The sequence below is a fragment of the Aeromicrobium ginsengisoli genome (assembly GCF_004134905.2).
In the GTDB taxonomy this organism is placed as follows: Bacteria; Actinomycetota; Actinomycetes; order Propionibacteriales; family Nocardioidaceae; genus Aeromicrobium; species Aeromicrobium ginsengisoli.
Genome location: NZ_SDPQ02000002.1, coordinates 428403 through 442798 on the forward strand (window position 1 = coordinate 428403; position 14396 = coordinate 442798).

At 68.9% G+C, this 14396-nt stretch carries 12 protein-coding genes; 7 read left to right on the top strand and 5 right to left on the bottom strand.

The features are described 5' to 3' along the window. Positions 1 to 73 precede the first annotated feature (73 nt). Genes ESP70_RS08930 through ESP70_RS08960 form a run of 7 tightly spaced genes read left to right on the top strand, consistent with a single transcriptional unit; the run spans position 74 to position 6859 of the window. Complete coding sequence (locus tag ESP70_RS08930) at positions 74 to 1162, top strand: ABC transporter permease (protein ID WP_149688940.1); 1089 nt, start codon at positions 74 to 76, stop codon at positions 1160 to 1162. After that, positions 1159 to 2412, top strand: coding sequence for an ABC transporter permease (locus tag ESP70_RS08935; RefSeq protein ID WP_149688941.1), 1254 nt, complete (start codon positions 1159 to 1161; stop codon positions 2410 to 2412). Before ESP70_RS08930 ends, ESP70_RS08935 begins: the two co-directional genes overlap by 4 nt. Further along, the gene (locus ESP70_RS08940; RefSeq protein ID WP_223148671.1) at positions 2412 to 2831 is read left to right on the top strand and encodes a cytidine deaminase; all 420 of its coding nucleotides are present in this window, start codon (positions 2412 to 2414) and stop codon (positions 2829 to 2831) included. The genes ESP70_RS08935 and ESP70_RS08940 overlap by 1 nt, the downstream gene beginning before the upstream one ends. Beyond that, positions 2828 to 4018, top strand: coding sequence for a cytochrome P450 (locus tag ESP70_RS08945; RefSeq protein ID WP_223148672.1), 1191 nt, complete (start codon positions 2828 to 2830; stop codon positions 4016 to 4018). Before ESP70_RS08940 ends, ESP70_RS08945 begins: the two co-directional genes overlap by 4 nt. Continuing rightward, positions 4015 to 5298 (top strand): thymidine phosphorylase, encoded by a 1284-nt coding sequence (locus tag ESP70_RS08950; protein ID WP_149688942.1) that lies wholly within the window; start codon positions 4015 to 4017, stop codon positions 5296 to 5298. The genes ESP70_RS08945 and ESP70_RS08950 overlap by 4 nt, the downstream gene beginning before the upstream one ends. A 10-nt stretch (positions 5299 to 5308) precedes the next feature. Continuing rightward, a complete protein-coding gene (locus ESP70_RS08955; RefSeq protein ID WP_149688943.1) occupies positions 5309 to 5764 on the top strand; it encodes a MaoC family dehydratase in 456 nt (151 codons plus the stop codon). A gap of 12 nt (positions 5765 to 5776) precedes the next feature. Continuing rightward, positions 5777 to 6859: an adenosine deaminase gene (locus ESP70_RS08960; RefSeq protein ID WP_149688944.1), complete on the top strand. Its 1083-nt coding sequence runs from the start codon at positions 5777 to 5779 to the stop codon at positions 6857 to 6859. Between the two features lie 13 nt (positions 6860 to 6872). Here ESP70_RS08960 and ESP70_RS08965 read toward each other — a convergent pair whose 3' ends face one another. From ESP70_RS08965 to ESP70_RS08985, 5 genes are all read right to left on the bottom strand, one after another. Next, the gene (locus ESP70_RS08965; RefSeq protein WP_149688945.1) at positions 6873 to 7931 is read right to left on the bottom strand and encodes a 2-oxoacid:ferredoxin oxidoreductase subunit beta; all 1059 of its coding nucleotides are present in this window, start codon (positions 7929 to 7931) and stop codon (positions 6873 to 6875) included. A 76-nt stretch (positions 7932 to 8007) separates the two neighbouring features. After that, entirely contained in the window at positions 8008 to 9864 is a 1857-nt protein-coding gene (locus ESP70_RS08970; protein ID WP_149688946.1) for a 2-oxoacid:acceptor oxidoreductase subunit alpha, read from the bottom strand. A 180-nt stretch (positions 9865 to 10044) separates the two neighbouring features. Then, on the bottom strand, positions 10045 to 12375 hold the full coding sequence (lon, locus tag ESP70_RS08975; protein ID WP_149688947.1) for an endopeptidase La: 2331 nt from the start codon (positions 12373 to 12375) through the stop codon (positions 10045 to 10047). A 176-nt stretch (positions 12376 to 12551) separates the two neighbouring features. Continuing rightward, complete coding sequence (locus ESP70_RS08980) at positions 12552 to 12908, bottom strand: cupin domain-containing protein (protein ID WP_149688948.1); 357 nt, start codon at positions 12906 to 12908, stop codon at positions 12552 to 12554. A gap of 154 nt (positions 12909 to 13062) precedes the next feature. After that, positions 13063 to 14325 (bottom strand): choice-of-anchor P family protein, encoded by a 1263-nt coding sequence (locus tag ESP70_RS08985; protein WP_149688949.1) that lies wholly within the window; start codon positions 14323 to 14325, stop codon positions 13063 to 13065. Between the last annotated feature and the right edge of the window lie 71 nt (positions 14326 to 14396).

Sequence of the window (14396 nt, forward strand, 5' to 3'; positions counted from 1 at the left end):
GAGTAGGCGGCGTGAAGTGCGAGGCATTCATCCCGTCACATCCGTGTCCTTGCCTCTCGACGGAGGTGCGGGCATGAAGTCCTTCAACCCCCGCGCGATCGGCCTGGCCCTGCTCGGCCCCGCCATCGCGATCGTCGCCAGCGTCCTGGTCACGACCCTCGTCATCGCCGCAGTGGGCAGCTCGCCCGGAGACTTCTGGTCGACGATGTTCGACTTCCCCAAGCCCCGTTCGCGCGTCGACATCGTCAACCAGACCGCGATGATCTACACCGCCGCCGTGGCTGCGGCGATCGGCTTCCGCATGGGACTGTTCAACATCGGCCTCGAGGGCCAGTACACCCTCGCGTCGTACGCCGCTGCTGCCTTCGCCGGCGGTGCCTACCTCAGCGGCTTCGCCAACGTCTTCGTGTCATTGCTGATCGCGGTCGCGGTCGGTGCAGCGTGGTCCGCCATCGCGGGCATCCTCAAGACGACCCGTGGGGTCAGCGAGGTCATCTCGACGATCATGCTCAACTCGATCGCGATCACGCTGGTCGGCTACCTGCTCAACAAGTACGGCGTGCACGAGGGCAACACGGTGCACACGACGCGGATCGACCTGGTCAGCGGCTGGACGCCGTTCGAGAACCGTGACGGCGAGATCTGGACCCTCGTGATCATCGCTGTCCTCGCCGGTGTCGGCTTCTGGGTCCTGCTCAACAAGACCCGCTTCGGCTTCGACCTGCGGGCCAGCGGCCAGTCGGAGACCGTGGCCAAGGCCTCCGGCGTCAACCCGCACCGCATGATCATCACGGCGATGGCGCTCTCGGGGGGCGTCGCGGGACTCATCTGGATGCCGGCACTGTTCGGCAAGGCCACCAACTTCGGCCTCGGCACGACGTTCCAGGCCGGTCTGGGCTTCCTCGGCATCGCGGTCGCGCTGCTGGGGCGCAACCGCCCGATCGGGATGCTGTTCGGTGCCCTGCTGTTCGCCTATCTCTCGGTCAAGTCCAACGACCTGACGTTCGCCACGGACGTCTCGCCCAGCATCGTGCAGATCACGCAGGGCGTCGCGGTCCTCGCCGTCGTCGTGGCCTACGAGGTGGTGCGCCGATGGCGCGCCCGGCTCGAGCAACGGGTCGTGGCACAAGAGCTCGGCACTGCTACGGAGGCGACGGCATGACGACGACCACCACGACGCCGAGTCCCGTCAGCCGCGTTCGCAACGCCGCCCGAGCCAACTGGCTCTTCATCGCCCTGGGCGCGGTCGCTGCCGTGTCGCTGGTCCGCATCCTGACCGACACCAACGACCTGACGTCGGTCGGCACGATCCGTGCCGCGATCATCGCGACCTGTCCGATCCTCATGGCGGGTCTCGGCGGCCTGTGGGCCGAGCGTGCCGGCGTCGTCAACATCGGCCTCGAGGGCCAGATGGTGCTCGGCACGTGGGGCGCTGCGTTCTTCACCTACCACTCGGGCAGCCCGTGGGTCGGCATCCTCGGTGCTGCGCTGCTCGGCATGATCGGTGGCCTGCTCCACGCCATCGCGACGGTCACGTTCGGCGTCGACCACATCGTGTCGGGCGTCGCGATCAACCTGATCGGCGTCGGGGCGACGACCTACCTCGCCGAGGCGACGTTCACCGATCTCGAGGGCGGCGGTCCGCGCCAGCTGATCGGTCTGCCGACTCCCACCACGATCGACCGGATCCCCGGCATCTCGGGCCCGGCGGCCGACCTGGCCGACAAGCACTGGTTCTTCATCTCCGACGTCGCGTCGTTCGTGGCGGCGCTGACGACCAAGATCTCGTTGCTGAGCCTCGTGATCTTCGCGCTCGTCGTGGCGTCGGGATGGATCCTGTGGAAGACGTCGTTCGGCCTGCGGCTGCGCTCGTGCGGTGAGAACCCGCAGGCGGCCGAGACGCTCGGCGTCAACGTCTATCTCTACAAGTACGTCGCGGTGCTGATCTCGGGCGCGATGGCCGGCATCGGCGGTGGGTTCCTCGCCCTGGTGGCCTCGAGCGGCTTCAGCACCAACCAGACCAACGGCCGTGGCTACATCGGTCTGGCCGCGATGATCTTCGGCAACTGGCGGCCCGGCGGGCTGCTGGCCGGCGCGCTCACGTTCGGCTACACCGACTCGCTGCGCCTGCGTGACACGCATGCGGTGCACTCGCTGCTGCTGCTCGTCGCCGTGGCCCTGATCGCGATCACGGTGCTCCGCATCGTCCGCAAGCAGATCGCCGGTGCTGTGGCGATGGCCGTACCGGGTGCCGCGCTGCTCGTGTGGTTCCTCTCGACCGACAGCGTCCCGCGCGACTTCACGAGCATGACGCCCTACGTCACGACGTTGTTCGTCCTGGCGCTCGGCACGCAACGCCTACGAATGCCCGCGGCCGACGGCCGGCCCTATCGCAAGGGCAGTGCGGGCTAGTGGCGCTGGGGATCTCGGGTCCGGACGACCCGATCGACTGGGAATCGCTCGCGAAGTACGCGACCGAGGTGATGGGGCGGGCCTACGCGCCCTACTCCAACTTCAAGGTCGGCGTCGCGGGCCTCGTCGACGACGGGCGCGTCGTGCTGGGCTGCAACGTCGAGAACGCGGCCTACGGTGTCGCGCTGTGCGCCGAGTGCGGCATGGTCTCGGCGCTGCACGCGACCGGCGGCGGACGACTGATCGCGGTGGCCTGTGTCGATGCCAAGGGCGCCCCGCTGATGCCGTGCGGGCGCTGCCGCCAGCTGCTGTGGGAGAACGGCGGACCCGACATGCAGCTCATGACGCCGAGTGGGGTCAAGACCATGACCGAGGTCCTTCCGGACGCCTTCGGGGCCGACGACCTGGACCAGCGTTGACGCGTTACGCGGTCCAGCTCGACCCCGGCAACCCGGACTTCCTGCACGATCCCTATCCGGTCCTCGCCGCGCTGCGGGCCACCGGACCCGTGCTGTGGCACGAGCCGATGGGCATATGGCTGGCGACGACCCACGAGTCGGTCAGCCAGGTCCTGCGCAATCGTGCGTTCGGCCGGCTCTGGACCGACTGGGAACCCACCGAGCAGATGGAGCCGTTCAACGCCCTCCACCGCAACCAGATGATGGAAAATGAGCCACCCGAGCACACGCGCCTGCGGCGGCTCGTCGCCGGCGCGTTCGGGCGAGGGCATGTGGAGAGGATGAGGCCTCGCATCGAGGAGCTCGCCGCGTCGATGGTCGATGAGCTCGGAGATCGCTTCGACGTGCTGGGTGACTATGCCGAGCCCATGCCGGTCTACGTCATCGCCGATCTGCTGGGCGTGCCGCGCGAGGACCACGTACGCCTGCGGGCCTGGTCGCAGGCCATCGTCCACATGTACGAGCCCAACGTCGGTGCCACCACGAGGGCCAAGGCGATCGAGGCCAGCACGGCGTTCTCCGACTACGTACGCGCTGTCGTCGCGGAGCGGCGGACCAACCTCGGCGAGGACCTGATCAGCGACTTGATCACCGAGCGCGGTCGAGGAGCCAAGCTCAGCGACGACGAGCTCGTCGCGTCGGTCGTGCTGCTGCTCAACGCCGGGCACGAGGCGTCGGTCAACGTGTTCGGCAACGGCATCCACGCGCTGCTGAGCCACCCGGAGCAGCTGGCGCGGGTGACCTCGGGGGAGGTGCCGGTGGAGGTGGCCCTCGAGGAGCTCATCCGCTTCGACGCGCCCCTGCAGCTGTTCGAGCGTACGGCCACCAGGAACGTCAAGGTGTGCGGCGAGACGATCAAGGCCGGGCAGAAGATCGCCTGCCTGATGGGTTCGGCCAACCGCGACGCCGACGCCTTCGACGACGCGGACACCTTCGACGTCGGCCGCGATCCCAATCCCCATGTCGGCTTCGGCATGGGCCTGCACTTCTGCCTCGGAGCGCCGCTCGCCCGGCTCGAGCTGCAGATCAGCCTGAAGACACTGCTCGACCGCTTCCCCGACCTTGCCCTGGCGGGAGAAGCGCCGCGTCGCCCGACGTGGGTGCTGCGCGGCTTCGAGCGCATCGAGGTCCTAGGAGGACACGCATGACCGAACCCTTTGACGCCGTTGAGGTCATCGCGGCCAAGCGCGACAAGCACGAGCTCGACGACGCGCAGATCGACTGGGTCGTCGACGCCTACACCCGTGGCGTCGTCGCCGACGAGCAGATGTCGGCCCTCGCGATGGCGATCCTGCTCAACGGCATGAACCGCCGCGAGATCAGCCGCTGGACCGGCGCGATGATCGACAGCGGCGAGCGCATGGACTTCTCGTCGCTGTCGTGGCGGACCGCCGACAAGCACTCGACCGGCGGCGTCGGCGACAAGATCACCCTGCCGCTCGCACCTCTCGTCGCCGCCTGCGGCATCGCGGTGCCGCAGCTCTCGGGCCGCGGACTCGGGCACACCGGGGGCACGCTCGACAAGCTCGAGGCGATCCCGGGCTGGCGCGCGGCGCTCACCAACGACGAGATGATGGCGCAGCTCGAGGACGTCGGTGCCGTGATCTGCGCCGCCGGCCCGGGCCTCGCGCCGGCCGACAAGAAGCTGTACGCCCTGCGCGACGTCACCGGCACGGTCGAGGCGATCCCGCTGATCGCCAGCTCGATCATGAGCAAGAAGATCGCGGAGGGCACGGGCGCGCTGGTGCTCGACGTCAAGGTCGGCTCGGGAGCGTTCATGAAGAGCAAAGGTCAGGCTCAAGAACTGGCTGAGACGATGGTCAGCCTCGGTCATGATGCGGGCGTCACGACGGTCGCCCTGCTCACCGACATGTCGACCCCGTTGGGCCTGACCGCGGGCAACGCCTGTGAGGTCGCCGAGTCCGTCGAGGTGCTCGCGGGCGGCGGCCCTGCCGACGTCGTCGAGCTGACCGTCGAGCTGGCCCGCGAGATGCTCGCCGCAGCGGGCAAGGACGACGTGGATCCGGCAGACGTCCTCGCCTCGGGCGGCGCGATGGACGTGTGGAAGAGGATGATCGCAGCCCAGGGCGGCGACCCCGACGCTGCGCTCCCCACCCCCAAGGAGACGCACGTCGTCAACGCTCCAGCCTCGGGCACCCTGACCCGTCTGGACGCCCTCAGCGTCGGCGTGGCGGCCTGGCGGCTCGGCGCGGGCCGATCCCGCCCGGGCGAGCAGGTGCAGGCGGCAGCGGGCGTCGTGATGCACGCCAAGCCGGGCGACCAGGTCACCGCCGGCCAGCCGCTCCTGACCCTGCAGACCGACACGCCCGAGCGGTTCGAGCGTGCGGTTGCCGCCCTCGACGGCGGGTATGACATCGGAGTGGGTCACGTCGACTCGCCGTCGGTCGTCATCGACCGTATTCGTTAGGTTGTGAAGCATGCGCATCTTGAACAACAGCAAGGAGATCGCGGCGGCCGCCGGCGAGGAGCTCGGCGTCAGCGAGTGGGTCGCGATCACGCAGGAGCGGATCGACCTGTTCGCCGACGCCACGGGCGACCGTCAATGGATCCACGTCGATCCCGAGCGGGCTGCCGACGGACCGTTCGGTGCCACGGTGGCCCACGGCTACCTCACGCTCTCGATGCTGCCGTTCCTCGGCGCGCAGGTCTACGCCTTCGCCGGCAACGTCGCACGCGTCAACTACGGCCTCAACAAGGTGCGTTTCGTCTCGCCCGTGCTGGTCGGCTCCAAGGTGCGCAACCGCGTCGAGCTGCTCGAGGTCGAGGAGATCGAGAAGGGTCAGCGCGCGACGCTCCAGCACACCGTCGAGATCAAGGGCCAGGACAAACCGGCCTGCGTGGCGGAGACCGTCGTGCTCCTCATGGCGTCATGACACGATGATCCTGTGAGCGCCACGTCCCAACAGATTGCCAAGGCCCCCAAGGTCGCCCTCCACGAGCACCTCGACGGAGGTGTTCGCCCGGCGACGATCGTCGAGATCGCCGACGAGATCGGCCACGACCTGCCGGCCGGTGACGCCGCGTCGCTCGGTGCGTGGTTCGAGGAGGCGTCCAGCTCTGGCTCGCTCCCGCGCTACCTCGAGACGTTCGTGCACACGGTCGCGGTGATGCAGCGTCCCGAGGACCTCGCACGCGTCGCCCGTGAGGCGGTCGTCGACCTGGCAACCGACGGCGTCGTCTACGCCGAGCTGCGCTGGGCGCCCGAGCAGCACCTGTCGGCCGGCCTCTCGCTGACCGAGACCGTCGAGGCGGTGCAGGAGGGCATCGTCAAGGGCCAGGAAGAGGCCGCCGGACTGGGTCACCCGATCGTCGTGGGGCAGCTCCTCACGGCGATGCGGCACGCCAAGCGTGGCCTCGAGATCGCCGAGGTCGCCGTCGAGTACCGCGACCGTGGGGTGGCCGGGTTCGACATCGCCGGCGCCGAGGACGGCTTCCCGCCGATCCTGCACCTCGAGGCGTTCGAGTACCTCCGCCGCGAGAACGCGCACTTCACGATCCACGCCGGCGAGGCGTTCGGCCTGCCGTCGATCTGGCAGGCGATCCAGCGCTGCGGTGCCGAGCGTCTCGGCCACGGTGTGCGCATCGTCGACGACATCGACTTCGATGCCCCGGGCGGCCCCGTGCTCGGCCGCCTCGCGGCCTACATCCGCGACCGGCGCATCCCGCTCGAGATGTGCCCGTCGTCCAACCTGCAGACCAACGCGGTGCCCGACATGCGCTCGATCGCGGACCACCCGATCGGCAAGCTCAAGGACCTCGGCTTCCGCGTCACGGTCAACTGCGACAACCGGCTCATGAGCGGTACGTCGATGAGCCGCGAGTTCCAGCTGCTGGTCGACGCGTTCGGCTACGACATCGCGGACCTGCGCTGGTTCACGATCAATGCCATGAAGAGCGCGTTCCTGCCGTTCGACCAGCGCCTCGCGCTCATCAACGACGTCATCAAGCCCGCCTACGCCGCGTTGTAGGCGTCGCGGACAGTCAGGCCACGGTCCAGGCGTCGGGGCCGTCGAGCAGCGCTTGCAGCGACGGCGCCTCGCCGGCGAGCACGGACTGCTCGCGGCTCAGGTCGTCGTAGGTCGGCCGCTCGACCTGGCGGAACACGCCGATCGGCGCCCGCCGCACGGCCCCGCCGTCGGTGATGCGGGACAGCGCGAACGCCGTGGTCGCGTCCGTGGCGTGCGCGTCGTGGACCAGCACGTCACCGGCGTTGGACTCGTCGACCTCGACGATGTCGACGCCACCGCCGGGCGTACGCACGACGCCGAGCCGGCCGTCTGCGCCGAAACGGATCGGCTCGCCGTGCACGAGCGGGATGATCGCGTCGTCGCGCGTCTCCGGGTCCTTGATCGCGTCGAACGCGCCGTCGTTGAAGATCGGGCAGTTCTGATAGATCTCGACCAGCGACGTGCCGCGGTGCCGGGCGGCTGCTGACAGGACCGCCGTGAGGTGCTTGCGGTCGGAGTCGATCGTGCGGGCCACGAATGTCGCCTCGGCGCCGAGCGCGAGAGACAGCGGGTTGAGTGGCGCGTCGATCGAGCCGAACGGCGTCGACTTGGTGACCTTGCCGGGCTCCGACGTGGGGGAGTACTGGCCCTTGGTCAGCCCGTAGATGCGGTTGTTGAACAACAGGATCGTCATGTTGACGTTGCGCCGAAGCGCATGGATCAGGTGGTTGCCGCCGATCGAGAGCGCATCGCCGTCGCCGGTCACGACCCACACGCTGAGGTCGGCGCGGGTCGTCGCGATGCCGGTCGCGATCGCGGGCGCCCGGCCGTGGATCGAGTGCAGCCCGTAGGTGTCGAGGTAGTAGGGGAACCGTGCCGCGCAGCCGATGCCGGAGATGAACACGATGTTCTCGCGGCGCAGCCCCAGCTCGGGCATGAAGCCCTGGACGGCGGCGAGGATCGCGTAGTCGCCGCAACCGGGGCACCAACGCACCTCCTGGTCGGACGAGAAGTCCTTGCGCGTCTGCGGCCCGTCAGCAGTCGGTACGCCCTCGAGCCCGTGGCCCTGCGGCATGCCCAGATCGACGCTCATTCAGTCACCTGCCAAGAAGGCCCGCGATGGGCAGATGCCTGCATGAGTGCCTGATGACTCGTTGGCTGGCGCTCACTCATTCGCCCTCCTTGATGCACAGCTCGATGAAGTGCTGGCCGAGCTCCGCGGCACCGAACGGCATGCCACGCACGGCGTTGTAGCCCTCGGCATCGACGAGGTACGTGGCCCGCAGCAGGCTGCGCAGCTGGCCAAGGTTCATCTCCGGCACGATGACCCGGTCGTACGCGGCGAGCACCTCGCCGAGGTTGGCCGGGAACGGGTTGAGATGGCGCAGGTGAGCCTGCGCGATGCGGTGTCCCGCGAGGCGTGCCCGGCGGCAGCCGGCACCGATCGGTCCGTAGGTCGAGCCCCAGCCGATCACGAGGATCTTGGCGTGGCCGTCGGGATCGTCGACCTCGACCTCGGGGATCGACGCCGCGATGCCGTCGACCTTGGCCTGGCGCAGGCGCACCATGTGGTCGTGGTTGGCCGGATCGTACGAGATGTCGCCCGTGCCGTCGGCCTTCTCGAGACCACCGATGCGGTGCTCGAGCCCGGCGATCCCGGGCGGCGCCCAGGGGCGCGCCAGCGTCTGCGGGTCGCGGGCGTAGGGCAGGAAGGTCGTGTCGGGGTCTGCCGTGGCGAAGCCGGGCTCGATCCGTGGCAACGACTCGACGTCGGGCAGGCTCCACGGCTCCGACCCGTTGGCGAGGTAGCCGTCGGACAACAGGATGACGGGCGTGCGATAGGTGATCGCGATCCGGGCCGCCTCGATCGCCGCGTCGAAGCAGTCGGCGGGCGACTGTGCGGCGACGACCGGCACCGGCGCCTCGCCGTTGCGGCCGTTCATCGCCTGCAGGAGGTCGGACTGCTCGGTCTTGGTCGGCAGTCCCGTCGAAGGACCGCCGCGCTGCACGTCGATGACGACGAGCGGCAGCTCGAGCATGACGCCGAGGCCGATCGTCTCACCCTTGAGCGCGAGGCCCGGACCTGACGTCGTCGTGACACCCAGTGACCCGGCGAAGCTCGCGCCGAGAGCGGCGCCGACACCCGCGATCTCGTCCTCGGCCTGGAACGTCGTGACGCCGAACGCCTTGTGCTTCGACAGCTCGTGGAGGATGTCCGAGGCCGGGGTGATGGGGTAGGCGCCGAGGAACACCTGCAGGCCCGACAGCTGACCGGCGGCGACGATGCCGTACGACAGGGCGGTGTTGCCGGTGATGTTGCGGTAGCGGCCGGACGGGATCACGGCCGGCTTGACGACGTACGACACGGCGAACGACTCGGTCGTCTCGCCGTAGTTGTAGCCCGTGCGCAGGGCCGCGACGTTGGCGTCGCGGATCGCCGGCGCCCCGGCGAACTTCTTGCCGAGGAACGCGATGCTGCCGTCGATCGGTCGGCCGAACATCCAGCTGACGAGTCCGAGGGCGAACATGTTCTTGGCCCGCGAGGCGTCCTTGCGGGACAGGCCGAACTCCTCGACCGCACCGACGGTCAGGCCGGTCAGGTCGATCGCGTGCAGCTGGTAGTCGCTGAGCGACCCGTCCTCGAGCGGGTTGGACTCGTAGCCGACCCGCTTGAGGTTGCGATCGGTGAACTCGTGCGCGTCGACGATCGCCGTGCCGCCGGCCTGCAGGTCGCCGATGTTGGCCTTGAGCGCCGCGGGATTCATCGCGATCAGGACGTCGGGGTGGTCGCCGGGCGTCAGGATGTCGTAGTCGGCGAAGTGGATCTGGAACGACGAGACGCCGGGCAGCGTGCCTGCCGGCGCACGGATCTCGGCCGGGAAGTTGGGCAGCGTCGACAGGTCGTTGCCGAAGTCGGCGGTCTCCTGCGTGAACCGGTCGCCGGTCAGCTGCATGCCGTCGCCGGAGTCACCGGCAAAACGTATGACGACACGCGTGAGCTCTTCGGTCGACTTCGACGCCGTCATCGTCACCTGCCTTTGTGTGCTCTACAACACACCGTACCCATGCAGGAGCAAACAATTGGCCGTTGGGCCCACGGAAACGACGACTCATTCCGTACGCAAAAGGTCCTTGAGCTTGTCGAAAGGAGGTTCCCTTTCGACAAGCTCAAGGACCGCGTGGCCGCTCAAGGACTCGGCGGCCCCTTAGGCGGCGACCGTCGCGCTGACCTCGGCGACCGGCTCGAGCGCCAGCGCCAGGATCTCGGCGACGTCGGCCACCGGGCGTACGTCGAGCTCGGCCAGGACGTCCTCGGGGACGTCGACCAGGTCGACCTCGTTGCGCGCAGGGATGAACACGGTCTTGAGACCGGCTCGCTGCGCGGCCATGAGCTTCTGCTTGACGCCGCCGATCGGCAGCACGCGACCGTTGAGGGTGACCTCGCCGGTCATGCCGACATCGGCCCGGACGTTGCGGCCGAGCGCCAGGGACGTCAGCGCCGTGACCATCGTGACGCCCGCGGATGGGCCGTCCTTGGGCACCGCGCCGGCCGGCACGTGCAGGTGGATCGCCCGCTCGAGCGTCGCCGGATCGATGCCGATCGCGTCGGCGTGCGAGCGTACGTAGGACAGCGCGATCTGCGCCGACTCCTTCATGACGTCGCCGAGCTGCCCCGTGATCGCGAGGCTGCGGTCACCGTCGTACGCACTGGCCTCGATGAACAGCACGTCGCCGCCGAGGCCCGTCACCGCGAGTCCGGTCGAGACGCCGGGCACCGCCGTGCGCTCCTCGGACTCCGGGGTGAACCGGGGCCGGCCGACATAGTCGACGAGGGTCTGCTCGTCGACCACGACGGGCTTCACGACGTCGGGGTCGGTCAGCTTGGTCGTGACCTTGCGGAACACCTTGGCGAGCAGTCGCTCCATCTGGCGCACACCGGCCTCGCGCGTGTAGGACGCGGCGATCTCGCGCAGCGCCCCGTCCGTGATCTCGACCTCGTCAGTCGTGAGCGCGGCGCGCTCGAGCTGACGCGGTGCAAGGTACGTACGAGCGATCGCGACCTTGTCGTCCTCGGTGTAGCCGTCGAGCTGCACGAGCTCCATGCGGTCGAGCAGCGGCTGCGGGATCTGCTCGATGACGTTGGCGGTCGCCAGGAACAGCACGTCCGACAGGTCAAGATCGAGGTCGAGGTAGTGGTCGCGGAACGTGTGGTTCTGCGCCGGGTCGAGCACCTCGAGCAACGCCGCCGCGGGATCGCCGCGGTAGTCGGCGCCGACCTTGTCGATCTCGTCGAGCAGCACGACGGGGTTCATCGAGCCTGCCTCGCCGATCGCGCGGACCAGGCGGCCCGGCAGCGCACCGACGTACGTCCGACGGTGACCACGGATCTCCGCCTCGTCGCGCACGCCGCCGAGGGCGACGCGGACGAAGTTGCGGCCGAGGGCACGAGCGACACTCTCCCCGAGGGACGTCTTGCCGACGCCGGGAGGGCCGACGAGCGCCATGACGGCACCCGATCCGCGGCCGCCGACGACCTCGAGGCCCCGCTCGCTGCGGCGCGCGCGCACGGCGAGGTACTCCACGATGCGGTCCTTGACGTCGTCGAGGCCGTGGTGGTCGGCGTCGAGCACGGCCCGGGCGGCGGTGATGTCGGCGTTGTCCTCGGTCTTGACGCCCCAAGGGAGCTCGAGCACGGTGTCGAGCCACGTGCGGATGTAGCCGGACTCCGAGTTCTGGTCGCTGCCGCGCTCGAGCTTGCCGACCTCGCGCAGGGCGGCCTTGCGGACGTCGTCGGGGAGATCGGCCTCCTCGACCCGGGCGCGGTAGTCCTGCGTGCCCTCGGGCTCGTCATCGCCGAGCTCCTTGCGGATCGCGGCGAGCTGCTGGCGCAGCACGAACTCACGCTGGTTCTTGTCGATGCTCTCCTGCACCGACTCGGAGATCTTCTCGTTGACCTCGCTCTCGGCGAGGTAGGAGCGCGCCCACTCGATCAGCAGGGTGAGGCGCAGCTCGACCTCGGGGGTCTCGAGGAGCTCACGCTTCTGCTCGAGCTCGAGATACGACGCGTAGCCCGCGGTGTCCGCGAGCGCGCTCGGATCGGTCAGGCGCTGGACGGAGTCGATGACCTGCCACGCGTTGCGCTTCTGCAGGATCGTCACGAGCAGGCCCTTGTAGTCGCCGGCCAGCTCACGGACGTGGTCGGTGACCGGCTCGTCGTCGATCAGCTCGGCCTCGACCCAGAGCGCGGCACCGGGGCCGGTCACGCCGCCCTGGATGTGGGCGCGCTGCTCGGCCTGGATCACGGCGCCGGGTCCGCCGCCGGGGAGGCGGCCGACCTGCTGGATCGTCGCGATCACGCCATGCGTGGCGTAACGGTCCTCGAGTCGGGGGGCGACCAGGAGCCGGTCGTCGTTGCTGGTGCGGGCCGCGTCGACCGCGGCACGCGCGGCGTCGTCGAGCTCGATGGGGACGACCATGCCGGGCAGGACGACGACGTCCTCGAGTGCCAGCACGGGGAAGGCTTTCAGGTTGCTCATGCCGTCACCTCCGTTGAAAGGGCACGGTACGGATGCGCCGGCATGATGGCGCTGTTGGTTCGCTCGCTTCGCTCGTTCACGGGTCTCTCCTCAGAGTTGAGTCTGATGGGCTCAACTGTGCGGAGGGCGCGGTCATTCCGCCGGCAGCCCCGTGTTCGCTGTCGGCGGACTCGCGGTCAGTCGGAGACCGCGTACGCCGCGACGCCGGTGTCCACCAGCACGCACGGCTCGTCGCCGACGGTCCACGCATCGTGGCCCGGCTCGATCACCACGACGTCGCCCGGGCTCACGGTGAGCTCGGTCCCGTCGTCGGACCGTACGGTCATCTGCCCTGACAGGCAGAAGCCGGTGTGCCGGGTCTGGCAGGACTCGGTGCCGGCGATCGGCTTGACGTCCTCGGACCATCGCCAGCCGGGCTCGAACACGCCGCGGCCGAGCGTGAATCCTTCGAGGGTGACGACGTCCAGGTGGCCGTGGGCCTTGAACGGACGGGTCTCGTGCGGGGTCTCGATGTTGAGTGATGACGTTGACATGGGGCATCTCCTGGTCGTCGATCCTTCTGGTCGGAAGGCCCCTTCATCGATGATGCGCCTGGTTCGCGGCCGTGTGAAGGGCCGGAGGACCCCATGGCTCCGGACAGCACGGGAGCCCGGTCCCCGAGGGCCGGGCTCCGTGGTGCCGACGGACTCAGTAGACGATCGACCCCGCGACCGCCACGAAGATCTCGGCACCGGTCTTCAACCCGCTTCGCGGCGCGAGCAGGGTGACGTGGAGCCCGACCACCTGGTTGCCGGTCGAGCTGACCGTCTGGTCGTTGACGACGACCCTGACGACGCCCGGCACCGTGATCGTGAAGTTCGGCGTGGACGCCACGGTGATCGCCTTGCCGCCGATGACCAGCTTCACGACTTGAGTCGTCGGTGTCTGGATGCGCTCACCAGTGGAGAGCTTCTGTGACCGTGCCGTGGCCTTGACCGCGTCGGCCCTGATCAGCCCGTTCAGCACGTTCAGGCCGACGATCTCGCTGCTGTGCGTCACGTCCGCCGCTGTCGGGGACGTCACGGCGTTTGCCACGGAACGGATGACCCCGCCGGTGAGGACGAGGGGGACGTTGATCCCGGCCGTCGTGTTGGTCAGGTCGTACCCGAACGTGCCACCCGGTGGCGTGGCGATCCGGGCGGTCGGACCCGAGATCACGCTGATGCTGTCGCCCCAGACGAGCCGTGCGGTGGTGCCGTAGGCGAACCCGCCGACCGCGATGTTGTTGGACTGCTCGGTGGGCGCCAGCGTGGAGCTCGTCGGGTTGATCGTGATGGTCGTGCCGATCGGCGAGCCCTCGTACGCCTTGAGGAGCGTGACCTTGAGGGCAGATCCGGTCGTGGTGACCTTGCCGCCGTTGATGTCGACCTTCTCCTCGTTGAGGATGACCGACGCCACGCCGGTGAGCGTGACCCCGAAGTTGTTGCTGACGTTGAGCGGGACGGTCTTGCCCTTGATCGTCACGCCGAGCAGCTGGCTGTTGCTGTCGCCGCTGAGGACCGTGCCGGTCCGCTTGGCCTCGGTGACGGTCTTGACCGCGTCGACCTTGATGAGCCCGTTGAGCAGTGACACGCCGGCCGTCTCGGCCTTCGACGTGGCGGTGATCGTCGAGTCGACCTTGGTCGCGGTGGTCTCCGTCGAGATCGCGCCGGCCTTGAGGAGCGTGCCGACCTGGGCCGAAGCCGTCGTGTTGGTCTGCTGCTTGGGGTACGTCGACCCGATGATGTTGGACGTGGCGGTCGGATCGGACGAGACCGTGCTGCCGAGCACGCGGACGTACGTTCCTCCGGCATTGGCGGAGTAGCCGTATGGAGTCGACGGATCCGGCTCATTGGCGCTGGCCGGGAGCGCAGCGGCGAGGATGAGCACGGCGGCGGACGACGCCAGGGCGATGATGTGTCGAGGAGACATGGCGACCTCGGAGTTGAGTGTCCCCGATGGTGTGCACGAAGTCCGTGACGCATGGATCAACGAGCCACGGT